This window comes from Novosphingobium aerophilum (assembly GCF_014230305.1).
GTDB classification, from domain to species: domain Bacteria; phylum Pseudomonadota; class Alphaproteobacteria; order Sphingomonadales; family Sphingomonadaceae; genus Novosphingobium; species Novosphingobium aerophilum.
Window position 1 is genome coordinate 70,698 of the sequence record NZ_JACLAU010000006.1, and the last position, 23,316, is coordinate 94,013.

Consider the following 23,316-nt stretch of genomic DNA (forward strand, 5'->3'; position numbering starts at 1 on the left):
AACAGATCATGGGTATCATGACCGAAAGCCAGGCCAAGGCTATCCTGACGAAGGTCGTCGGGCTGTCGAAGGCCGATCAATGCACCGCCCAACTGGGTGGATCGACCCGCGGCAACATCCGCTTCGCGCTGAACAACGTCTCGACCAGCGGCGTGCTCGACAACATCGAGCTGGCCGTCCAGGTCGCCTTCGGCAAGCGGGTCGGCACGGCCACGATCAACCAGTTCGACGATGCGTCGCTTGAACGGGTGGTCCGCCGCGCCGAGGAGCTCGCCCGGCTGGCACCCGAAAATCCCGAGTTCATGCCGGTGGTCGACAAGCAGACCTTCACCGCCACCCCAACCTTCAGCACCGGCACCGCCGGGATCACGCCGGAGTACCGGGCCAAGGTGGCGGCGGAATCGATCGATGCCTGCAAGGGGGCCAATCTGGTCGCCGCCGGCTATCTCGAGGATGAGGCCGGCTTCGTCGCTTTCCTCAACAGCCGCGGCAACTACGGTTACCAGACCGCGACCAGCACCGATTACACCTGCACGGTGCGCACCGCCGACGGCCGGGGTTCGGGCTGGGTCGGTCACAACGTCCAGGACATCGCCCAGTTCAACGCCGCCGAGGACGTCCGCGTCGCGATGCGCAAGGCCAGCGCCTCGGCCGAGGCCAAGGCGCTCGAGCCGGGCAAGTACACCGTGATCCTCGAACCCGCCGCCGCGGCCGGGCTGATCTCGTTCATGATGTTCTTCTTCGATGCCCGCTCGGCGGACGAGGGGCGCAGCTTCCTGTCGAAGAAGGGCGGCGGCAACAAGCTGGGCGAGCAGGTCTATGGCCCGCAGGTCAACATGTTCACCGATCCGGCCTACCCCGGCGCCGCGGTTTATCCGTGGGACGATGACGGGCTGCCGCGCCAGCGCATGCCGATCATCGAGAACGGCAAGGTCGCGAACCTCAACTACAGCCGCTACTGGGCCCAGAAGCAGGGCCGTCCGGCCATGGCCCGGCCGGGCAACATCATCATGACCGGCGGCACCAAGTCGACCGCGGACCTGGTCCGCACCACCGAGCGCGGCATCCTGGTGACCCGCACCTGGTACATCCGCATGGTCGATCCGCAGACCGTGCTGCTCACCGGCCTGACCCGCGACGGGACCTTCTATATCGAGAACGGCCAGATCCGTTATCCGATCAAGAACTTCCGCTTCAACGAGAGCCCGGTGATCATGCTCAACAACGTCGAGGAATTCGGCAAGCCGGTGCGGGTCAAGAGCGACGAGGCCGACACCACCATGGTGATCCCGCCGATGAAGATCCGGGACTTCACCTTCACCTCGCTGTCGGATGCGGTCTGACGGCAGGACCGGCGCGCGCGGCGGGCTCAGTCGCGCGCAGGTCCTGCGGCTGCTCGGGGGCGGGCTGATGGCGTGCGGGGTTGCCGCGGCAACCCCGCTGCGCGCCGCCGCCGGCCGCTATGACTTCCGCTTCACCCGGCTGCGTTACCAGTCGGGCGACTGGGACGTCGACCAGCGGATGCCGGCGAACCTGATCACCGCGCTGATCGATTACACCAACTTGCGGGTGGATCCGGTCGAGCACGTGGTCGACCTGGCCGATCCGAAGATGCTCACGGCCCCGTTCTGCTACCTCGCGGGACACAAGCTGGTGGAGTTCTCCGCGGCCGAGCGGCGCAATTTCGCCCGCTATGTCCGCAGCGGCGGCTTCGTCCTGGTGGATGACTGCAACCACGATATCGACGGCCTGTTCGCCCGGTCCTTCGAGGCCGAGATGGGCCGGATCTTCGGGCCGAAGGCGCTGCAGACCCTGCCCCGGGGCCATCCCCTGTACCGCAGCTTCTTCAAGTTCGACGGCCCGCCCAACACCGCGCTCGAACTGAACGGCTGGGGGGACGACCTGGTCCACGATTACCTCAAGGGCATCACGATCGATGGCCGGCTCGGCCTGCTCTACAGCAACAAGGACTATGGCTGCGAATGGGACTACGATTGGCGCAACAAGCGCTTCCTGGCCGAGGACAACACCCGGTTCGCGGTCAACATCGTGATCTATGCGCTGACGTCGTGAGCGACCGCGCCACGGCCACCTGAAGGAACCAGGACATGAACGACATCAGCGAAGCCGATATCGCGGTGCAGCTCGATCGGCTGGCGCAACTGCGCGGGGCGATCGGCCAGGCCATCGTGGGCCAGGACGAGGTGGTGGAACAATTGCTGATCGGCCTCCTGGCTGGGGGCCACTGCCTGCTCGAGGGCGTCCCGGGACTGGGCAAGACCCTGCTCGTCCGCTCGCTCGGCGAGGCGCTGAAGCTGGATTTCCGGCGGGTCCAGTTCACCCCCGACCTGATGCCGAGCGACATCCTCGGGACCGAGCTGCTCGAGGAGGATCACGGCACCGGCCATCGCCACTTCCGCTTCCAGCAGGGCCCGATCTTCACCAACCTGCTCCTGGCCGACGAGCTCAACCGCACCCCGCCGAAAACCCAGGCCGCGCTGCTCGAAGCCATGCAGGAGCGGACGGTCAGCTATGGCGGGACGACGTACCGGCTGCCGGCCCCGTTCTTCGTCCTGGCGACGCAGAACCCGCTCGAACAGGCCGGGACCTACCCGCTGCCCGAGGCGCAGCTTGACCGTTTCCTCCTGCATATCCGGGTCGACTATCCGACCGAGCACGAGGAGTTCGCGATCCTGGCCCAGACCACCGGGGCCAAGCCGCCCGCCGTGCCCGCGGTGATGGCGGGGGAGGCCGTGCTGACGCTCCAGCAATGGGTGCGCGAGGTTCATTTCGGCGATGACCTGCTGCGTTGGGTCACCCGGATCGTCCGCACCAGCCGCCCCGGCGAGGGCGCGCCCGAAGCGGTCCGCACCTATGTCAAATGGGGCGCCGGGCCCCGCGCCGGGCAGGCGCTGGTGCTGGCGGCCAAGGCCCGGGCCCTGCTGCACGGCCGCCTCGCCGCCACGCGCGAGGACATCGTCGCCCTGGCCGCCCCGGTCATGCGCCACCGCCTGCTCCTGTCCTTCGCGGCCGAGGCCGAAGGGCGCAGCGCCGACGAGGTGGTGGCCGAGCTGGTGCGCGCCGTGCCCTTCCCGGCGGACTGAGACCCGGTCGGGCCGCCGCGATGATCGATCTGGTCCCCCCTGACGTGCGCAGCCGGCTGAAGGGCCTGCGGATCGTCACGCGGCGCGCGGTCGGCGCCCACGGGCTGGGCCTGCACCGCAGCCACGCGCGGGGCGCCGGCCTGGAGTTCGCGCAGTACCGCGCCTACGAACCCGGCGACGAGCTGCGCCAGATCGACTGGAAGCTTTATGCCCGGTCCGACAAGTTCTTCGTGCGTGAGGCCGAGCGGGAAAGCCCGGTCGCGGTCTGGGTGCTGCTGGATACCAGCGCGTCGATGGGGCACGTGGACGAGACCCGTCCGGGCCAGACGCGGTTCGCAGCGGCACGCGGTCTGGCTGCCTGCCTCGCCGAGCTGGCCGTGCAGCAGGGGGACCGCTTCGGTCTGATGGCCCTGGGCGAGGAGGGACTGCGGCTGGTCCCGCCGGGCAGCGGCCCCCGCCAACGCGACCGCCTGCTGATCGAACTGATGGCGCTGCGCCCGTCGGGCGGGTTCCTGCCGGCCGACCGGATGGGCCCGCTGTGGGAGCGGATCGGTCCGCGCGATCTGGTCGTGCTGATCAGCGACTGCTTCGAGGAGGCCGCCGCGGACCTTGCCACGAAGCTGGCGGCGGCAGGACGCGAAGTGCTGGTGATCGAGCTGCTCACCCCGGACGAGCGCGACTTCCCCTTTGCCGGCGGGCACCGCTTCCGCGATCCGGAAACCGGGCACGAGCTGCTGGGTGATGGAGCAGCGCTGCGGGCCGAGTTCCTCGAGCGCTTCGGGGCCGCCCGCGCCGCACTGCGCGCGCGCTTCGCCGCGGCCGGGGTGCGGCATGTCGATCATGTCACGGACCTGCCGCTCGACCTGCCGCTCCGCCGGCTGTTCGCAGCCCACGCCGCGGCCGAGTATTCGTGACCCCGGTGCTGCTGCTGCCCGCCGCCCTGGCGGCGCTCGCGGCCGTGATGCTGCCGCTGGCGATCCATATTGCCCGCCGTTCCGAACAGCGCCCGACCGACTTCGCCGCGCTTCGCTGGCTCAGCGCGAAGCCCAGGCCCCGGTCGCGGCTGCGGCTCGACGAGGTCCTGCTGCTGGTGCTGCGGGTGCTGCTGGTGGCTCTGGTGGTGCTGGTCCTCGCCAGGCCGGCCCTGCGGGGCGGGGCGGGGGAGGGACGCCCCGTCGTGGTGATCTCCGGGGCCGATCCGGCGCGCGCGCCACTAACCGCCGCCGAACTGCAGCGCGCCCGGTGGCTCGCGCCGGGCTTCCCGCCTGTCGATCGTGGTGCGGTCGCGGGCACACAGCCGGTCGCCAGCCTGATCCGTGAGCTCGACGCCGGCCTGCCACCCGGCGCGGACCTCACCATCGTCGCGCCCTCGGTCCTGCAGGGGGTCGATGGCGAGCGGCCCCGTCTGGCTCGCCCCGTGCGCTGGATCGTGACCCCCGGCACCATGCCCGAGCCGCGCGCGGCTGCCGCCGGGCCGCTGCGCCCGGTCCTGCGCCACGATGCCGCCCATGCGGCCGAGGCCCGCTATCTGCGCGCCGCCCTGCAGGCCCTGGACCCGGCCGGCTCGCTCCCCAATGAGGGCGATCTGGCAGGGCCGCTGCCTGACTCGCCGGGCCCGGTGATCCGCCTGGCGGCCGGGGCCTGGCCTGAACCGGTGACCGCCTTTGTCCGGTCCGGAGGGACCCTGCTGGTCTCGGCCGATAGCGAGGTGCCCGCCCGGGCTGGCCCCGCGGTGGCGCTGTGGCCCGATGCCGAGGGTACAGCCCAGGTCGAGGCGCGCGGGCTGGGCGCGGGGCAGGTGCTGCGGTTCACCCGGCCGCTGCGGCCCGCCCGCATGCCCGCCCTGCTGGATGGCGATCTCCCTGCGCGGCTGCAGGCCCTGCTGGCGCCGCCGCGCTCCGCCCCGGCCCGCGCCCTGGCTGCGGACCACGCCCCGCTCTCCACCGGATCGGTCGCGCCCACCCTGCCGCTCCAGGATCTGCGGCCATGGCTGGCCTTGCTGATCGTCGGCCTGGCCCTCGCGGAGCGCTGGCTCGCGACGGCCCGCACCCGGGCGCCCGGCCCGTGAGCGCCGACGCGCTGCTGCGCACCTGGACCGGCCCGGCGCGGCGGCGGCAGTCGACCGGCGATGCGCTGTGGCTGGCCCCGGCGCTGCTGGTCCTCGCCGCGCTGGGCTGGCGGCTGGGCGGGACCGCTGCCGCGCTCGGCCTGTTGGCGACGGGCCTCGCGGGTGGGGCCTGGCTGGTCCGGCGCCGGCTGCAGCGCCTTGATGAACGCTGGCTGGTCCGACGGTTCAATGCCTTGCGCCCGGACCTGGAAGACAGCGCCGCCCTGCTGTTCAGCGCTCCCGACCGGCTCAATCCGCTGGAGCGGTTGCAGCGGGCGCGGATCGAGCAGCGCCTCGGCGCCGGTCGGCCCGAGGATCTGGCGGCGGACTGGCGGCGCGGACCCTTGCTGGCGCTGTGGGGCGCGGCCCTGATCGCCGCCGCGCTGCTGATGCTGTGGCCGTCACGCGCCGGTCGTCCGGTCCATCTGGCCCCCAGTGCCGAGCACCTCCCGGTGATCCCGGGGGTGCCCCGGCTGGTGGCACAGAACCTGCGGGTGGTTCCGCCCGCCTATACCGGCCTGCCGGCGCGCGACCAGGGCGGGCTCGATGCCCGCGTCCCGGTGGGGTCGCGCCTGGAATGGACGCTACGCTTCGCGCCGCAGCCCGGACAGCCGCGCCTCGGCCTGCTGGCGGGTCCGCCGCTGCCGTTGCGGCGGGATGGACAGGACTGGATGGCCGCGCGGCAGGTCGATGCGGCCTTCCTCTACCGGGTCGATCCGGCCGACCCGCGCGCGCCTCTCGCGCCGCTGCATCGCATCGACGTGATCCCCGATGCACCGCCGCAGGTGCGGGTGATCAGCCCCGCCGCCAGCCTGACGCTGGTCCGGCCCGGCCAGCGCGCCTGGGGCCCGGTCTTCGCCGCGACCGACGACTATGGCGTGGCCGCCCAGGCCCGACTGCGCGTGACCCTGGCGGTCGGTGAGGGCGAGAACGTCACCTTCAGCGAGCGCGAGATCGCCCTGACCGGATCGGGCCCGGCGCGGGACCGGCGGTTTGCCCCGACGCTCGACTTCGCGCGACTGGGCTTCGCCGCGGGCGGGGACCTGGTGGTCCAGTTGATCGTGCGCGATACCCGCAGTCCGGGCCCCCAGGAGACCCGCGGGCCCAGCCTGGTCCTGCGCTGGCCCGCCCCGAAGGCGCCCGAAAGCGCCGGGCTGGAAGGCATGGTCAACACCACGCTCCCCGCCTATTTCCGCAGCCAGCGCCAGATCATCCTCGATGCCGAGGCCCTGCTGCGGCAGAAGCGGGCGCTGCCGGCGGAGCGCTTCGCCGGGCGGTCCGCGGCGATCGGGGATGATCAGGCGATCCTGCGTGGTCGCTACAGCCAGTTCCTCGGCGGCGAAGAGGAAACCGCGCCCGAACATGCCGAAGGGGATGGCCACGATCACTCGGGCGGCTTGCCGCCGGCCCGCCCGGCCGGGTTTGGCGCCCCCGAGGACGTCCTCGCCGAGTTCGGCCATCCCCACGACGATGCCGCCGCCAGCAGCCTCGATCCGGCCACGCGGGCGATCCTCAAGAACGCCGTGGACGAGATGTGGGAGGCCGAGCGGCTGCTGAAGCAGGGGCAGCCGGCCGCAGCCCTGCCCCCGGCCTACCGCGCGCTGCGCTTCATCAAGCAGGTCCAGCAGGCGACCCGGGTGTTCCTCTCGCGGGTGGGGCAGGAGCGGCCGCCGATCGATCCGGCCCGCCGCCTGACCGGCAAGCGTGACGGGCTGGCCAGCCGGGCCCTGCCGGTCGCCCCGGTCGACAGCGGCGACGGCGAGATCGCGGCCGCCTGGCGGGCGCTTGGCGACGGGCCGGGGGCGATCCGGGGAGCGATCGATCTGGCCGGTGTCGAACGCTGGCTGGCGGGCAACCGGGATCGCCTGGCCGATCCGCTGGCGCTCGCCGCCGCGCTGGATGCGGTGCGGGCCGATCCCGCCTGTGCCCGCTGCCGCGCCGTGCTGCGCGGGCAGCTCTGGCTCGCCCTGGCACGTCCTCCCGCCGGTCTGGCCCCGCGGCCGCGGCCCGATGCGGCCGGGCAGCGTTACCTGCGCCTGATCGGAGGGCGCGCGCCATGATGTCGGCCCTCTCCACCTTGTCGGCCGAGCGGATCGTGGCGGCGGTGCTGGGGCTGGCCGTGCTGCTGGGCTGGGTCCGCCTGGCGCTGTGGCAGCGCGGTGCCGGAGCCGCCGGGGCAGCGCACTGGCGGCTGGCCGCGCTCGCCGCGCTGCAGCCGCTGGTCGCCGGGGCCCTGTTCCTCACCCTGTTCCCGCCCGCCTGGCAGCATGCCGCCGACGAACTGGTGGTGGCCACCGCCGGGACTCCGCGCCGCGCCGCCTTCGCCACGCGGGGTCGGCTGGTGGCCCTGCCCGAAGCCCCCCGGCTCGATCGGGCCGAGGCCGTGCCCGACCTGGCCACCGCGCTGCGCCGCCATCCCGCCACCCGCCGCCTGGTGGTGCTGGGTCAGGGCCTGGCGCCGCGGGATCTCGATTCCGCGCGGGGCCTGCCGATCGTCCACACGTCTCCAGCCGAACCGCCGGGGATCGTCGCCCTGGCCCTGCCAGCGCCGGTCGCCGCCGGAGCCGCCTTCAGCGTCGCGGGCCGGGTGGCGCCGGCGGCCGGCGCGCGGGTCGAGCTGGTCGATCCGGCCGGGCGTGTCACCGATCGCCAGCCCGTGGCGGCTGACGGCACCTTCCGGCTGAGCGGGACGACGCGCGCCGCGGGTACGGCCCGCTTCGCGCTGCGGCTGCGTCAGCCGGGCGGGAGGCTGCAGGAAGAGGCCGATGTCCCGGTCCTGGCCGTGGCCGCCGCCAAGCCGCGGCTGCTGATCCTGGCCGGGGCGCCGGGGCCGGAGATCAAGTTCCTGCGGCGCTGGGCCAGCGATGCCGGCTTCGCCGTCCAGACCCAGATCGCCGCGGGCGGGGGCATCGCCCTGGGGGATGCGCCGATCGCCCTGACGCTCTCCACCCTGAACGGCTATGCTGCGGCCATTGTCGACGAGCGGGCCTGGGCCGGGCTGGGCACTGGCCGCAGCACCCTGCTCGAGGCGGTGCGCGGCGGGATGGGGCTGGTCCTGCGCAGCGACGGGGACGAGGGGACGCGGGCCTGGTGGCGCGGGTTTGGCCTGGCGCCCGCCGGACGTGGCGGCGTGGTGCCGGTGGTCCTGCCCGAGGTCGCGGTCGATACGCCGGAGGCGCTCGCCCTGGCCCGCACCCGGCGGGGCATCGGCACCCGCGATGTTCCGGAGGGGTCCGACCTTGATGATCCTGTCCTTCCGGACGTCACCCGCCTGGGCGGGAAATGGTCGGGGGTCGATGTGGTGCCGTTCCTGGCCGATGCGGGCGGCAACCCGCTGGCCGCCTGGCGTCCGCTCGGCACGGGGCGGGTCGCCGCCTTCGCCGTGCCCGACAGCTATCCCCTCGCGCTGAGCGGGCGGGCCGACCTGTTCGCCGACTGGTGGAGCCGCCTGCTCGGCGCGGTGGCCCGTCCGGCCGATGGCCCGGCCCTGATCGCCGGGCCGTTCTGGGCAGGTGAGCGGGCGGTGCTGTGCGGCCCGGCGGCCGCCGGGCCAGTGGTCCAGCCGGACGGCACGGTTACGACGCTGGTGCGCGACCGCGGGGCCGACGGCTGCGCCGGGTTCTGGTCGACCCGGGCGGGATGGCACCAGGCCGGCACCGGCGGGGCGGCTCAGGTGTTCTACGTCCACCCGGCCGAGGCTATCCCGGCGCTCCGCGCCGGGCGCGATCGCACGGCGACGCTGCAGCTCGCCCGGGGCGCCGGAGCGGCGCCGCAGGGCCGCGGGACGGACAGCCAGCCGGGGTCGCCCTGGCCGTGGTTCGGGCTGTGGCTGGCCGGCTGCGGCGCCCTGTGGCTGCTGGAACGCAGCACCCGCGGGCGCGGCGGGATGCGCGCGGGCCCTGTTGCATGACGGGTTTCGCCTGGGAGGGGACATTCGAACCCTCCCCGGTGCGGACATGATCCGCCCCGCTCCACCACCGTCACCCCTGACCCTGTTTCCGGCGTCATCCCGACCTCGCGCCCTTCGTCATCCTGAACTTGTTTCAGGATCCATGGTGCCTCACGTTCGGCTCTGGGTTCTCTCGTGCGAGCTTGCCCCTGCGCTTCATCTCCGGCGGCACAGCCCCGGGGCGCGATGGATCCTGAAACAAGTTCAGGATGACGGCTGAAACAAGTTCAGGATGACGGGATCAGGCCGTAGGGCAATGTCGCAAAGGCTGAGGTTGAGCAGTGGGGGGGCGTTCTCGGCGGCTCCAGACCAACGTCCGCTCCCCGCCTCTGCCGGCCCCTCGCGGCATCACCGCAGGGCGTCAGGTCTCCCTAGGCCCTCGGCCCGCCGCCCGCGCTACCTTCGATCAGGTCCGACACGTCGTCGATGATCGCCAGCATGGCGCGTTCGGCGCGGTCCGCGTCGCGGTCGCGGATGGCGGCCAGCACCGCCCCGTGCGCGGCAACGTCGGCGGTGCCGCCCTTGATCCGGTTGGTCACCTGGATCGAGAACCGCAGCGCCGTCCCCACCACGTCGCGGAACTGGGCGAAGAACGGGTTGTTCGAGGCGCGCAGCACGGCGACATGGAAGGCGATGTCGGCTTCCAGCGGATCGTCGTGGCCCTGCTCGGCCTGCTGCATGCGGACCAGCCCGTCAGCGATCCCGGCCAGACCCGCGGCATCGGCGGTCTGCGCCGCCAGCCCGGCGGCGGTCGGCTCGATGGCGCGGCGCAACTGATGGAACTGGCGCAGCAGGGGCACCGAGGCCGGGCGCTCCAGCAGCCAGCGCAGGACGTCGGGATCGAACAGGTTCCAGCGTGCCTCGGGCTGGACCGTGGTCCCGAGCCGTGGCCGGGCGCTGAGCAGGCCCTTGGCCGTCAGCATCTTCACCGCCTCGCGGGTGACCGATCGGCTGACCCGGTGGCCCGTGGCCAGTTCGGCTTCGGTCGGGAAGGGCCGCTCGGCATAGTGCCCGGTGACGATCTGCCGGCCGGTCGTCTCGAGCAGGCGGTGCGTCAGGTTGCGGCCCGGAGCGGGGCGGTCATCCTCGGCCATGAACCTGCGCCCCGATCGTCGGCATGGCCGCCCCTAGCCGTCCGCGGCGGCAGCGGCCAGGGCCGCACGAAAGGCGCCCGCGCGTTCCGCCACCCGCTCGGCCCCGTCGCCCGGCCGGTAAAGAGCCGAGCCCAGGCCGAAGCCCCGCGCTCCGGCGCGCAGCCACGGCGCCAGGCCTTCGGGCACGATCCCGCCGACCGGCAGCACCGGGGTCCCCTTCGGCAGGACCGCGAGCATGGCCTTGAGCTGGGCCGGACTCCCGGCTTCGGCGGGGAACAGCTTGAGCGCGGCAGCCCCGGCCGACAGGGCGGCGAAGGCCTCGGTCGGGGTGAAGATGCCCGGCACGGCGGACAGGCCGGCGGCCGCCGCCGCGGCGATCACGGCCGGATCGGCATGGGGCGAGATGACCAGATCGGCCCCGAGCGCGGCCAGATCACCGACCGTCGCCGGACCGAGCACGGTCCCCGCGCCGACCAGCACCTCGGTCGGCAGGGCCCGGCGCAGCCGCCCGATGCTGTCGAGCGGATCGGGCGAGTTCATCGGCACCTCGATCAGGCGGAACCCGGCGTCCACCAGGGCCAGTCCGATCGGCACGGCCTCGTCCGGGGTGATCCCGCGCAGGATCGCAACGAGCGGACAGGCGGCCAGGGCTGCGCTGAAACGGGAAGGCCGGGGCTGGTCGGTCATGGTCGGGCGAATCTCCCCTGGGCCGGCGATCCTATCCGGCATAGCGGTTGGCCGGCAGTCCGCGCGGGCCCGGAACCAGCGTGAACAGCGCCCCGTCCACCGGATTGGCGCTGCCGTCGGCGGCCGAGGTGATGAACAGCCGGTCGAGCCCGGGACCTCCGAAGCAGACGTTGGTGATCTGGGTGCCGGGCAGGGCGATGGTCCGGTCGAGCGTGCCGTCGGGCGTGAAGCGGCGCACCGCCCCGCCATCCCAGCAGGCGACCCATAGCCCGCCCTCGGCATCCAGGCACATGCCGTCGGGAACGCCCCAGGCCGGGTCGGCGAAGACGATGTACGGCTCGGCGGGGCCGGCATGACCGTCGTCGTGCAGCATATGGCGGAAGATCGTCCGCCGCGCCGTGTCCGTGTGGAACAGGACATCGGGTCCGATCGCCGGGCCGTTGGGAATGGTGAAGCCCGAGGCGATCCGCTGGACCGTGCCCTGCGGATCGAGCCGGTAGAACGATCCTGAAGGCCGGGTGCAGCCGATGTCCATCGATCCGGCCCAGATCGCGCCGAACCGATCGGCCTTCGCATCATTGAACCGGTTGCCCTCGGCCCCGTCCTCGGGGGCGGCGAGGACCTCGGCCGACCAGGTCCCGTCGTCGGCGAGCGTCAGCGCGCAGAACCGCCGGCCGATCCCGGCGACAAACCCGCCCCGCTCGCGTTCGATGATCCAGCCGACATGGTCGTCCAACTGCCAGACGGTGTGCGTCCGGCCGTCCGCCGCCAGGCGGTGCACGCGGTGCGACAGGATGTCCGTCCAGTAGAGCGCCTGTTCCCGGACGGACCACAGCAGCCCCTCGCCCAGGGCATGGCGGCCGGTCTGGGAGATGGTGCGGATCCCCTCCATGTCCGCGTCAGTGGCAGTGGCTCGGATCGCCGCGGAGGGCGGGGCTGTGGCTCATCTGGGCTCCTGGCGCGTTGCTGGCGCGTTGCTGGCGGGATCGGGGCGCCGCACCGGACGTTGATACCGGCGGCGCATCGGCATAGAAGCATATTTGTATGATTAATAAAACCCCTCGCGCGGAGACCGCATGACCACGCCTTCGGCTCCAGTTCCCATGGCCCCTCCCGCGCCGGCTGGCCCGCTGGGGATCGCCATCGTCGGGCTGGGCACAATCGCCCGGGCCCAGCACGTTCCGGCGATCCGCGCCGATCCCGCCTGGCACTTGTGCGGGGTGGTCGATCCCGCGGCCAGCCTGCCCGGCGTGCCGGCTTACACAAGCCTGGCCGATCTGTTCGCCGCCCAGCCGGATTGTGCCGCGGTGGCGCTGTGCACTCCGCCTGGCGTGCGGCTCGACCTGGCGCGCGAGGCGCTGGCCGCGGGGCGCCATGTGCTGCTGGAAAAGCCGCCCGCGCCATCGGTCACGCTGGCCGAGGCCCTGCACCGGACGGCTGACGCGGCGGAGCGCACGCTCTTTGCCACCTGGCACTCGCGGTTCGCTCCGCTGGTCGCGCCGGCCCGCCAGTGGCTGGCCGGGCGCCGGATCGACCAGGTGGCGATCACCTGGCGCGAGGATGTCCGGGTGTGGCATCCCGGCCAGGCCTGGCTGTTCGAGCCCGGCGGCATGGGGGTGTTCGATCCGGGGATCAACGCCCTGTCGATCGTCACGGCCATCCTTCCCGAGCCGCTGGCCATGACCCGTGCCGACTTTTCCATTCCCCAGGGCCGGAGCGCCCCGATCGCGGTCGATCTGGTCATGCGGCATGGCGCCGCGCCGGTCACGGCGCAGTTCGATTTCCGCGAGCAAGGCGGCGAGCAGTGGGACATCGTGGTGACCACCGATGCCGGCCTGCTCGAACTGCGCCGCGGCGGGGCCGAGCTGGTCACGCCCGAGGGCCAGCAATCGGCCCCCGAGGCGGAGTACCCGGCGATCTACGCCCGGTTTCGCGAGCTGATCGGGCGTGGCGAGAGCGACGTCGACCTTGCCCCGCTTCAGTTGGTCGCCGACGCCTTCCTGCAGGCGCGCGCGGTCGGCGTGCCTGATTACCCCTACTGAGCGCCTGTCCGAGCCCCGGGGCGGTTCAGCGCGGTAGCGGCAGCCTGGCCAGGCCGGTCGCGCCGGTCATCCGGTTGCGGGCGAACACGACCAGCTCGTCGGCCCCTCCGGACGGTGCAGGGAGCCTGCCCGAGAATTCGCCCGGGGCGGCGGTGAAGGCCAACGGGACCTGGCCCAGCCGGCGGTTGCCGGCCCACAGGCTGGCGCTGACCGCATAGTCGGCGGCCGGCCACAGGCTGTCGGGCGCAATCGGACAGCCGCAGTGCGGCTCCACCCGGGCGGTGACGCGCAGCCCGTCGGCGGCGACGGTCAGCGCCGGGGTGATCGCCAGCCCGGACAGTTCGACCACCCAGCCGTCGCCGGCCGTGACCGGTTCGCCCGGCATCATCCAGCGCTGCGCGGTGATCCTGACGGCCGAGGCCGGGCGCCCGAGCGGACCGCGCACCTCCAGCTCGACCAGGGTCGGGCGGGTCAGGTCGATCGAGGCGGCAAAGGCGGCGGCCTCGGGCCCGGCGCGCTGCGGGCTGCGTCCGGTCGCCTGCATGATCCGCGCGGTGTCGCCGGTTCCTCCCGTCGTGCGGCCCCGGGCCAGCTCCCGCCCGCTTTCCGCCTCGCGCAGGATCACCTCGGCCCCGCCGGTGTGATCGCCGACGAACTTGGCATCCTGGCTGATCACCCGCACGGTCACGGCGGTCGGTTCGGCCATGACCGGCATGGCGAGCAGCGAGGCCAGCGCCACGATCGCGCGACCGAGCGCGAGGACCGAGGCAGGGCAGGCAAAGCCGGAAACGGTGGGCATGATGGCACGGGCTCCTGGAGAGGCGGGCCAGCATAGGGTAACCGGGGCTTCTCTGGCCACCGTCTTGTCGGGGCCCGGGCCGCAGCGACAGGCTCCGCATCGCAGGAAACGGCCGCCTGGGGTGGAGGGCTGACGTTTGGGCTGGAGCTGTCAGTAACGCAAGCCACCACCCCACTGTCATCGGCATCCCGGGCTTGACCCGGGATCCCGCTTGCGGGTCGCACAGGTGTAAGAAGAGCAGCCCGGCCCCGGATCAAGTCCGGGGCGACGATAACGGAGGAATGGACCAGAACCGGATTCTGCTTGCTTCCCGAATGTCCGATCCCGGGCGAAAACGGGCATGGAGGGTTTGTCCCCGCACCAACCCGGCCTTGCCGGGGGTCAAGCAAGCCTTGCTTGACCCTGCGCGACCCGGCGATAGCCCTTATCGCGCCACTTTTTCGCCACGGAGCCCGTCATGTCCGGTTCGCCGCCTCAGCCTGCCGCCCCCGCCCGCCGCCCGGGGTTCGGGTTGAAGGTGCTGATCGGGATCGGCGCCGGCCTGATCCTGGGCCTGGCCGCGCGGGCGCTCGGTCCCGGGGCGGACGGGGCGCCCAATGCGGTCGCCCAGTTGCTCGCGCTGGTCGGCAGCAGCTTCGTCCAACTGCTCAAGGTGCTGGTCCCGCCGCTGATCTTCGCCGCGATCGTCGCCAGCATCGCCCGGCTGCGGACGCTGAACAATGCCGCGCGGCTGGCCGGGCAGACCCTGTTGTGGTTCGCGATCACCGCGCTGCTCGCGGTGCTGACCGGGCTCGCGCTGGGCCTCCTGCTTCAGCCCGGGGTCCACGCCGGAATCTCCGCCGCCAGCGCCGCCCCGCCCAAGAGCGTCGGGACCTGGCTCGACTTTACCCGCAGCCTGGTCCCCGCCAACTTCCTGGGGCTGACCGCCAGCAGCAAGCTGGCCGACGGCAGCGTCTCGACCGGGCTGGAGTTCAATGTCCTGCAGATCGTGGTCATGGCCATCGCGGTCGGATTTGCCGCGCTGCGCTCGGGCGAGGCGGGCGAGCGGCTGCTCGACGGGGTCGGCCACGTGCTGGTGGTCCTGCGCCGCCTGCTCGGCTGGCTGGTCCAGCTCGCGCTTTACGGGTCGGCCGGATTGATCGGCAATGCCGTGGTCAAGTACGGCTGGGACACGCTGGGCTCGATCGCGCAGTTCGCGCTGGCGGTCTACCTGGGGCTGGCGATCGTCCTGTTCGTGATCTACCCGCTGCTGCTGCGCGCCCATGGCCTCAGCCCGCTGCGCTACTTCGCCAAGGCCTGGCCGGCGATCGAGCTGGCCTTCGTCACCCGATCGTCGATCGCCGCCCTGCCGGTGGCCGAGGCGGTGACCACCCAGCGACTGGGCGTGCCCGAGGCCTATGCCGCCTTTGCCGTGCCGGTCGGCGCGACCACCAAGATGGATGGCTGCGCGGCGATCTACCCCGCGGTTGCGGCGGTCTTCATCGCCCAGTTCTATGGCATCACCCTGGCACCGACGCAGTACCTGTTGATCGTGCTGGTCTCGGTCCTCGGCTCCGCGGCGACCGCCGGGGTCACCGGCGCGCTGGTGATGCTGACGCTGACGCTCACCACGCTCGGCCTGCCGCTGGAGGGGGCGGGGCTGCTGCTGGCGATCGATCCGATCCTCGACATGGGCCGCACCGCGGTCAATGTCGCCGGGCAGATGGTGATCCCGGTGATCGTGGCCCGGCGCGAGGGCCTGCTCGACGAAGCGGCCTTCCACGCCGAAGCCACCGGCGAACTCGCCCTGGGCTGAGCCCCGTCCGACCCGTGGGTCCGGGTCGGCATGGTACTTTGGTACAGGATCGTGTCTTTTTGTGGCTTGCCCAGGCGGCGGGCTCCCAGCCTGATCCGGCCGTTGGCGGAGCACTGCCCGATCTTTTCGATCGACGACAAATCGGCCTGTAAAAACGGGATAAATTCCGTGCAATTTGAGACGCAGGAGCGTTTCGATGGGTTCGATTGCCGTTACGGCAGGCACTAGGGCGTCCGCGCAACAGTGTAGTGCGGTTTGCTGCAAATATGCCACAGTCATGATCGAATGCGTTTTCGGCGCCTTGGCAGCGTCAATCGTTGCGGTATCGTTACAGAGCGCGGTCGGAGGGGCCGCTGCCACGAGATTTACCGCAGGAGTCTGCCAATGGCCGCTGTTACTCGGCTTGCTTTGCTCGCATCGATTTCGCTGGGCGCCCTGAGCGCCCCCGCCCTGGCCCAGACCACCGAGGCACCCCAGGCCGCGTCGGGGGACGAGGGCAAGGAAATCGTCATCATCGGCACCCGCCGGACCGACCGCTCGGTGACCGACTCCGCCTCGCCGATCGACGTCATCGGCGCGACCGAGCTGCAGCAGGCCCCGCAGGTCAACATGCTCGACATCGTGCGGAGCCTGGTGCCGTCGTTCTACGTGCCGCAGAACACCATCTCCGACGCTTCGACCTTCGTCCGCTCGCCCTCGCTGCGCGGCCTCGGGGCTGACCAGATCCTGATCATGGTCAACGGCAAGCGCTACAACCGCTCGGCGCTGGTTTCGGTCTACACCGGCGCCGACACTGCGCTGTCGTTCGGCTCGCAGGGCGCGGACATCGCCAACATCCCGGCGATCGCGATCAAGAACCTGCAGGTCCTGCGTGATGGCGCGACCGCGCAGTACGGTTCGGACGCGATCGGCGGCGTGATCAACTATCAGTTGCGTGACGATGCCGGGCTGGAACTGCAGGGCATCTACGGCCAGACCTATCGCGGCGACGGCCGGAACAAGCAGGTTTCGGGCAATGTCGGCTTCAAGCTGGGCTCGCGCGGCTTCGTCAACATCTCGGCCGAATGGTTCAACAACGGCGAAACCAGCCGCGGCGCTCAGCGTGCCCTGGCCGTGGTGCTGGCGCAGACCAACCCGGCCGTGGCCAGCAGCATCCCCAACGCCAACCGCGGCAAGCCCGCGCAGATCTGGGGTTCGTCGCCGGCCGATGGCTACAAGATCTTCCTCAATTCGGCCTATGAGATCACCGACAGCGCCAAGCTGTACCTGGCCTTCAACTATGCCCACAGCGAGGCCAACCAGAGCTTCAACTACCGCGCGCCGATCTCGGCGCCGACCCCGCTGGCGGTCGACATCGGCAACGGCACCGCGGCAACCCGCTCGCCCGGCCGCAACGGGTCCTTCGCGCCGATCTTCCTGACGCCCTGCCCGGCCAACAACGCCACCTGCCCGGCCGGCGGCTTCGTCAACGACACCAACACCTTCAACTTCGCCTCGCGCTATCCGGGCGGCTTCACCCCGCGCTTCATCGGCAAGGTGGACCAGGCCTGGGGCAATGCCGGGATCAAGGGTTCGGCCGAGAGCGGCCTGACCTATGACCTGTCCGCCACCTTCGCGCGCAATTCGCTCGACCTGTCGATGACCGGCTCGCTCAGCGCCTCCTACGGACCGCAGAGCCAGAGCAACTTCAACTTCGGCAAACTGATCCAGAGCGAGACCAACCTGAACGCGGACTTCACCTATCCGCTCGAGGTCGGCTTCGCCAGCCCGGTGACCTTCTCGCTCGGCAGCGAATACCGCCGTGAGCAGTACGAGAAGACCGTGGGTGACCTGCAGTCCTACGGCGCCGGGCCCTATGCGGTGCAGCCGCTGTACAACCTGGTTTCGCCGGGGGTCTATGCTCCCGCGCTGAACGCCAGCGGGACCCAGATCGTCGCCACCCAGTCGCCTGCGGCGAGCGGCTACGGCGGCACCAGCCCGACCTTCGCCGGCGCGTCCAGCCAGGTCGGCTATGGTTTCTACGCCGGCGCCGAGGCCGACGTGACCAAGGCCCTGACCATGGGCATCGCCACCCGGTTCGAGAACTACTCGAGCTTCGGCAGCGCGCTGGTGGGCAAGTTCAACTTCCTCTACCGTGTCAACGACGTGGTCTCGCTGCGCGGCACGGTCGGCACCGGCTTCCACGCGCCGTCGCCGGGCCAGAACAACACCCAGATCGTCACGACGAACTTCCTGGGCGGCAACCAGGTCCAGACCGGCACCTATCCGACCACCAGCAACATCGCGCAGTTCTATGGCGCCTCGCCGCTCAAGCCCGAGCGTTCGACCAACTTCGGCGCGGGTATCGTGCTGAAGCCGGCCGACCGCCTGAGCGTCACGATCGACGGTTACTCGATCAAGGTCCGCAACCGCATCGGCATCTCGCAGAACTTCACCGTGACCCAGGCCAACCTCACCGCGCTTCCGGCGCTGTCCGTGGTCGGGCTGAACGGCGTGGTGAACTACTTCACCAACGGCTTCAACACGAGCACCGACGGCGTTGACGTGGTCACCAACTACCGGACCGACCTGGCTGGTGGGCCGCTGGCGCTGACCCTGGCCTACAACTACAACATGAGCCGCGTGACCCAGTTCAATCCGCTGGTGATCGGCGCCGCGCAGATCGACCTGGTCCGCAACATCGCGCCGAAGCATCGCCTGAACGCCTCGGCCAACTGGCAGATCGACAACTTCTCGATCAACGCCCGGGCCAACTACTTCGGTAGCTGGTCGAACGCGCTCGAGTATGCTGGCCAGCGCTTCGGCGCCAAGGTCGTCGCCGATCTCGACGTGAGCTACACCTTCCGCGAGCACTACACGCTGACGGTGGGCGCCAACAACCTGTTCAACACCTATCCGGACCGGATCGCGCCGAGCGCAAGCAACCCGATCTACGCCCTGACCGGGGCCCTGGCCGATGGCCAGATCTACCCGCGTTCGGGTGGTCCGTTCGGCATGAACGGTGGCTTCTGGTACGCCCGCCTGCGCGTCAAGTACTGAGCCAGGCGTCCGTCAGGACCAGGAAGTGGGCGGGGGAACCGACGGGTTCCTCCGCCCTCTTTCTTTGGCGATCGGGTCGATTGCAAACTCGACTGTCGAGCCCCCTCCCCGCTGCGACTAGCCCAGCCTTCGGCAGAGCAAGTCTCGCTCCCCTCCCCGTGGGGGAGGGGATGGGGGTGGGGGTTCCAGGCTTGTGTTTGCAAACCACCCCAAACGCCTTTCCCTGGCGGGCTGGCATCGCTGAACCCGTTCCACGCGGTCGGCTCCGCTGTCCGCAGGTAGCAGGCCCGAGCGGCGGGTGGATCAGGCCGCGGCTCCCGGCGTCCGCGTCACGGCGCCCTCGATCCGCAGGTCGGGATCGCGGTTCTCCGGAAAGATCGGCCAGAGCAACTGCTGGCCCAGGGTCGCGTCGGGCAGGTTTTCCACCCCATAGCTTTGCGGATAGTGCCGGGTGATCCGCGCCGTCCCGAACAGCACGTCCCACAGGAACAGGAGGTTCCCGAAGTTTCCCTTATAATGCACCGCCGGGTCGGACAGGTGCCGGCCATGATGGGCATGGTGCGTCGCCGGGGTCGAGATGGTCCGTTCGACCAGCCACATCACCGGTGCCAGCCAGCCGATTCGGTAAAGCGGCGCATCCCACGCCACGTCGCTGTGGGCGCCGATGATCACCAGCATCTTGACCACCAGATAGCCGGCATAGAACCAGCCGAGCCCCAGATAGATCAGCGCGGCGGCGAACCACAGGCTGGGCATCAGCACATAGTAGATGATGTTGTTCCGGTAGGTCAGGCGCACGCTCATGTAACGGGCGTTGTGATGGGCGCGGTGCAGGTTGTAGAGCCACCCGACGCTGTGCGAGGCGCGGTGCCACCAGTACTGCATCATGTCCTCGCACACCAGGAACAGGGGCAGGGCGACATACCACCGCAGACCGGCCAGCGCCCCCTGCCAGGCCGGAAACAGGCTCAGCCCCAGCCGGTTGACCGCCACGATGATCAACGGCTGGGTCACCGTGAACAGAAGCAGCGTCGACACCGTCTCGACAATGGCATCGTCGCGGCTCTGCTCGGCCTTGCGCAGCAGGTTCGAGCGGACCAGCTCGATCAGCCCGAAGCCCAGATAAATCGCGATCACCACCCAGTTTTCCGTGGGCATGGTCCCCAGTCCTCCCCGATCTACCGCGTCGCGGGCTCCCCCCGGGGTCGCCCGCGCGCGCGATGTCGCCCGTCCGGCGGTCAGCGCCGCCGCTTGGCCGCCTCGTCCGCCACGACATAGAGATAGTCGACATAGGTCATGGTCGTGTCCTCCAGACCCTTGACCTTGGGATCGCTGCTATCGATCAGCAGCCATTCGTTGGGCGCATGGGCGCCACCGCCGCGGCCGACGCCGAACTGGGCGGCGGGCAGGTTGAGCGGGGGGCCGTTGAAGATCACGCCCGGCCAGCTTCCGGCGTTGCGCGGACGAATGGTGTAGGCGATCCCGGCCTCGGCGAACAGGCGCTTCTGGGATGTCACCAGCACGCTGTCCTCGGCGGTCTCGTTCGGTCCGTATCCGCCCGAAACCACCACCTTGACGTCATCGAAGCCACGCTTGAGCAGGTGCGCCCTCAGCTTGGCCTCGGCCTCGTCGCGGGTCATCGCCGGGACCAGCCGGAATTCAAGCTTGGCCTCGGCCCGCGAGGGCAGCACCGTCTTGCCGCCGACCCCGGTATAGCCCGCGACCAGGCCCTGGATGTTGACCGTGGGTTGCGAATAGAACCGCTCCAGGCTGGTGCCATAGGGTTCGTCGCCGATCCACTTGCCGATGCCGAGCTGCTTCTTCTCCTGCGCCTCCACCTCGGGCTTGGCCGCTTCGGCGATGAGCTGCTTCTGGCGATCGGTGAGGGGGCGGACATGTTCGAACCAGCCGTCGATGGCGGGGGTATGGCCGTCCGCGGCAACCAGGGTGTCGAGCGCCTTGACCAGCCGCCAGGCCGGATTCTCGATGCGCGCATGGTTTGAGGAATGGACATCGGCCTTGGGATAGCGGTCCGAGGTTTCCCCGCCGACGATAAGCTGGAATTCGACCGCACCCTTGGCGCCCAGCGTCATGTTGACGCTACCGTTCTGGTCCTGCCCGGCCGTCGGGATGAACACGCCGATGCTGCGGGCCAGCGCGTCGCGCACCTCGGGCACGGCGACGACCTGGGCGAAATGGGTGGAGGCGATCTCCTCCTCGCCCTCGGCCACCAGCACCAGGTTGACCGGCAGCTTGCGCCCGCTGGCGAGGATCGCCTTGATCGCCGCCAGGAAGGCGATCTCCGGTCCCTTCTGGTTCACGGCACCGCGGCCGACCAGCGCCTGGCCTTCGGTCCCGCGCGGCACCAGGCGGGCTTCCAGCGGGGGCGAGGACCACTCCGCCGGGTCGAACTGCTTCACGTCGTACATGAAGTAGATCCCGATCGTGGTCTTCGCGCCCGAATCCAGCGTGGCGAAAACCCCGGGGACGCCGTCGGTGGGGATGATCTTGGCCTGCTGGAACCCGGCATCGAGCGCCAGCCGGCGCATATAGTCCGCCCCCGCGGTGGCGTTTCGCTTCTCGGCCGCGATGGTGGGCAGCGCGATCCAGTCCTGCAGCGCCTTCAATGTGGCCGGTCGCTGCGCCTTGACGATCTTCGCGATCTGATCGCGGTCGGGTGTTCGCGCCGCGGCCGGTCCTACCGCCAGCGCCAGCGCCATGGCAACGCCCAGTGCCGCAACGGTTCTGCCCACAGTTCTCTCCTCTTGTTCCTTTGGCGCGAGGCTACCGGGCTGCCGCAATTTGGCAACGGGCTTTTGCGGGGAAGATGACCATCGCGGTGTTCACTGCCGAGCCAAGGGGTCAAGCGCCGGACGGCCTTGCACGGCGTCCTCGCGCCACTTCACGGGGATCCGCAGATAGGTCGCCCCATTGGCCTCGGCCCGGGGGAAGCGACCAGCGCGGATGTTGACCTGGACTGACGGCAGCAACAGTCGTGGCACGGCCAGACTGGCATCGCGCTGCTCGCGCAGCGTGACGAAGTCGTCCTCGGTCACACCGTCATGGACGTGGATGTTCGCCCGCCGCTGCTCCCCCACGGTGGTTTCCCAGCGATAGTCGTCGCGGCCGGGCGCCTTGTAGTCATGGCACAGGAACAGGCGCGTGGCTTCGGGCAGGGACAGGAGCCGGCGGATCGATCGATGGAGGGTGCGGGCATCGCCGCCCGGAAAGTCGGTCCGGGCCGTGCCGTAGTCGGGCATGAACAGCGTATCCCCGACGAACACGGCATCGCCGAAACGGTAGGCGACGTCGGCCGGGGTGTGTCCGGGCACGTGGAGCACCTCGCCCTCCAGGGTGCCGATGGCAAAGCGATCGCCATCCTCGAACAGCCGGTCGAAGTCGGCCCCGTCGGCCTTGAGATCGTCCAGCGCGAAGACCGGTCCGAACAGGGCCTGAACCTCTAGGATGTGGGCGCCGATCCCGATCCAGGCCCCGGTCGCCGTCTGGATGAAGGGGGCGGCTGACAAGTGATCGGCATGAGCGTGGGTCTCCAGCACCATCGCGATCTGCCAATCGTGTTCGCGCGCGAATGCCAGCACCGCTTCCGCTGATGCCGTGCCCGCCACCCCGCTTGCGGCATCGAAGTCCAGCACCGGATCGATCACCGCTGCGGCGCGGCTGGCGGGATCGCCCACCAGATAGCTGATCGTGTTGGTCGGCTCATGAAAGAAGGCCTGGATGAAGGCGGTCATGGTCCTGCTCCTTGGGGTCTTGTCAAAGCATATCAGTATATGCTAAATAAGCAATATCTAATGGAGTGCCGAACATGCTCAAGCCGCCGATGGACCTGGCGACGTTTGAAGCGAAGGCTGCAATGGTCGCTGAAACGCTCAAGGCGATCGGTAATGCCCGACGCCTGATGCTGCTGTGCAAGCTGGTGGAACATGGTGAAATGACCGTGGGCGATCTGGCGCGCGAGGTCGGCCTCTCGCAGTCCGCCTGCTCACAGCACCTCGCCAGGATGCGGGACGAAGGGTTGGTGACCTTCCGCCGGGCCAGCCAGACGCTGTGGTACGCGATCGCCGATGCCCGGGTCGAAACGCTGCTGGCCACCCTCTATCAACTCTATTGCACGGAGTGACGTGATGAATCCGGCCGACCCGATGCTCACCTCCCAGACCCCCACGCACCTGAGTCCCGCTGCCGCCCGCCAGGCGATCGAGGCGGGCGCCCGGCTGATCGATATCCGTAATGCGGACGAACACGCCCGCGAACGCATTCCCGGAGCGATCAACCTGCCGCTGGACCGGTTGGCAGGCCTGTCCCCGGATGGGCGGCCGATCGTGTTTCATTGCAAGTCCGGCATGCGCACGGCCGCGAATGCGGCCCAACTGGCGGCCGCGGCGGGACAGGCCCAGGCCGCTATCCTCGCGGGCGGCATCGACGCATGGCGTGGGGCAGGCCAGCCCACTGTGCTGGACAAATCGCAACCCCTTGAGATCATGCGGCAAGTGCAGATCGCCGCCGGCACTCTTGTGCTGTCCGGCCTGGGCCTTGGGCTGGCGGTTGCGCCCGCCTTTCTCGGGCTTGCCGCCTTCGTCGGGGCTGGCCTTATTGTCGCGGGGCTCACCGGCTGGTGCGGGATGGCCAGGCTCTTGCGACGCATGCCATGGAACCGCGGCGCGTTGGGCTGACGTGGT

Annotated in this window: 19 protein-coding genes; 12 read left to right on the forward strand and 7 right to left on the reverse strand. The window is 70.5% G+C overall.

What is annotated here, in order from left to right; genetic code table 11:
- Positions 1-8: 8 nt before the first annotated feature.
- The 7 genes from H7F49_RS06330 to H7F49_RS06360 are packed head-to-tail and all read left to right on the forward strand — an operon-like array spanning position 9 to position 9,121.
- Positions 9-1,343 carry a TldD/PmbA family protein gene (locus H7F49_RS06330; RefSeq protein ID WP_185682733.1) on the forward strand — a complete coding sequence of 445 codons (1,335 nt, stop codon included), beginning with the start codon at positions 9-11 and terminating at the stop codon, positions 1,341-1,343.
- Complete coding sequence (locus tag H7F49_RS06335; protein WP_185682734.1) at positions 1,333-2,073, forward strand: DUF4159 domain-containing protein; 741 nt, start codon at positions 1,333-1,335, stop codon at positions 2,071-2,073. Before H7F49_RS06330 ends, H7F49_RS06335 begins: the two co-directional genes overlap by 11 nt.
- Positions 2,074-2,108: 35 nt before the next feature.
- Positions 2,109-3,104: an AAA family ATPase gene (locus H7F49_RS06340; RefSeq protein ID WP_185682735.1), complete on the forward strand. Its 996-nt coding sequence runs from the start codon at positions 2,109-2,111 to the stop codon at positions 3,102-3,104.
- Positions 3,105-3,124: 20 nt separating this feature from the next.
- The gene (locus H7F49_RS06345) at positions 3,125-4,018 is read left to right on the forward strand and encodes a DUF58 domain-containing protein (protein ID WP_185682736.1); all 894 of its coding nucleotides are present in this window, start codon (positions 3,125-3,127) and stop codon (positions 4,016-4,018) included.
- A complete protein-coding gene (locus H7F49_RS06350) occupies positions 4,015-5,172 on the forward strand; it encodes a BatA domain-containing protein (RefSeq protein ID WP_185682737.1) in 1,158 nt (385 codons plus the stop codon). Before H7F49_RS06345 ends, H7F49_RS06350 begins: the two co-directional genes overlap by 4 nt.
- Complete coding sequence (locus tag H7F49_RS06355; RefSeq protein ID WP_185682738.1) at positions 5,169-7,271, forward strand: DUF4175 family protein; 2,103 nt, start codon at positions 5,169-5,171, stop codon at positions 7,269-7,271. The genes H7F49_RS06350 and H7F49_RS06355 overlap by 4 nt, the downstream gene beginning before the upstream one ends.
- Complete coding sequence (locus H7F49_RS06360; RefSeq protein WP_185682739.1) at positions 7,268-9,121, forward strand: carboxypeptidase regulatory-like domain-containing protein; 1,854 nt, start codon at positions 7,268-7,270, stop codon at positions 9,119-9,121. The genes H7F49_RS06355 and H7F49_RS06360 overlap by 4 nt, the downstream gene beginning before the upstream one ends.
- Before the next feature lie 410 nt (positions 9,122-9,531).
- On the opposite strand, the gene H7F49_RS06365 is transcribed toward H7F49_RS06360, so the two are convergent.
- Genes H7F49_RS06365 through H7F49_RS06375 form a run of 3 tightly spaced genes read right to left on the reverse strand, consistent with a single transcriptional unit; the run spans position 9,532 to position 11,833 of the window.
- Complete coding sequence (locus H7F49_RS06365) at positions 9,532-10,254, reverse strand: FadR/GntR family transcriptional regulator (protein WP_185682740.1); 723 nt, start codon at positions 10,252-10,254, stop codon at positions 9,532-9,534.
- A gap of 33 nt (positions 10,255-10,287) precedes the next feature.
- Entirely contained in the window at positions 10,288-10,941 is a 654-nt protein-coding gene (locus tag H7F49_RS06370; RefSeq protein ID WP_185682741.1) for a 2-dehydro-3-deoxy-6-phosphogalactonate aldolase, read from the reverse strand.
- Between the two features lie 31 nt (positions 10,942-10,972).
- A complete protein-coding gene (locus tag H7F49_RS06375) occupies positions 10,973-11,833 on the reverse strand; it encodes an SMP-30/gluconolactonase/LRE family protein (RefSeq protein ID WP_185682742.1) in 861 nt (286 codons plus the stop codon).
- A 184-nt stretch (positions 11,834-12,017) separates the two neighbouring features.
- Here H7F49_RS06375 and H7F49_RS06380 point away from each other — a divergent pair, with 184 nt between their 5' ends.
- Positions 12,018-12,983 carry a Gfo/Idh/MocA family protein gene (locus tag H7F49_RS06380; protein WP_235981957.1) on the forward strand — a complete coding sequence of 322 codons (966 nt, stop codon included), beginning with the start codon at positions 12,018-12,020 and terminating at the stop codon, positions 12,981-12,983.
- A gap of 25 nt (positions 12,984-13,008) precedes the next feature.
- Here H7F49_RS06380 and H7F49_RS06385 read toward each other — a convergent pair whose 3' ends face one another.
- On the reverse strand, positions 13,009-13,782 hold the full coding sequence (locus tag H7F49_RS06385; protein WP_185682743.1) for a hypothetical protein: 774 nt from the start codon (positions 13,780-13,782) through the stop codon (positions 13,009-13,011).
- A gap of 457 nt (positions 13,783-14,239) precedes the next feature.
- On the opposite strand from H7F49_RS06385, the gene H7F49_RS06390 reads away from it, so the two are divergent.
- Positions 14,240-15,577, forward strand: a complete 1,338-nt coding sequence (locus H7F49_RS06390) for a dicarboxylate/amino acid:cation symporter (protein ID WP_185682744.1) — start codon at positions 14,240-14,242, stop codon at positions 15,575-15,577.
- A 384-nt stretch (positions 15,578-15,961) separates the two neighbouring features.
- Positions 15,962-18,616, forward strand: a complete 2,655-nt coding sequence (locus tag H7F49_RS06395; RefSeq protein ID WP_185682745.1) for a TonB-dependent receptor plug domain-containing protein — start codon at positions 15,962-15,964, stop codon at positions 18,614-18,616.
- Positions 18,617-18,919: 303 nt separating this feature from the next.
- Here the strand turns inward: H7F49_RS06395 and H7F49_RS06400 are convergent, their stop codons facing one another.
- The 3 genes from H7F49_RS06400 to H7F49_RS06410 form a co-directional block, all read right to left on the reverse strand.
- Positions 18,920-19,774, reverse strand: a complete 855-nt coding sequence (locus H7F49_RS06400) for a sterol desaturase family protein (RefSeq protein ID WP_185682746.1) — start codon at positions 19,772-19,774, stop codon at positions 18,920-18,922.
- 80 nt (positions 19,775-19,854) lie between these two features.
- The gene (locus tag H7F49_RS06405) at positions 19,855-21,369 is read right to left on the reverse strand and encodes a M20/M25/M40 family metallo-hydrolase (protein WP_328806565.1); all 1,515 of its coding nucleotides are present in this window, start codon (positions 21,367-21,369) and stop codon (positions 19,855-19,857) included.
- 90 nt (positions 21,370-21,459) lie between these two features.
- Positions 21,460-22,368 carry an MBL fold metallo-hydrolase gene (locus H7F49_RS06410; protein WP_185682747.1) on the reverse strand — a complete coding sequence of 303 codons (909 nt, stop codon included), beginning with the start codon at positions 22,366-22,368 and terminating at the stop codon, positions 21,460-21,462.
- A 74-nt stretch (positions 22,369-22,442) separates the two neighbouring features.
- Between H7F49_RS06410 and H7F49_RS06415 the strand changes: the two genes are divergently transcribed.
- Complete coding sequence (locus H7F49_RS06415; RefSeq protein WP_185682748.1) at positions 22,443-22,757, forward strand: ArsR/SmtB family transcription factor; 315 nt, start codon at positions 22,443-22,445, stop codon at positions 22,755-22,757.
- 4 nt (positions 22,758-22,761) lie between these two features.
- Entirely contained in the window at positions 22,762-23,310 is a 549-nt protein-coding gene (locus H7F49_RS06420; RefSeq protein ID WP_235981958.1) for a rhodanese family protein, read from the forward strand.
- The last annotated feature ends 6 nt before the right edge of the window (positions 23,311-23,316 follow it).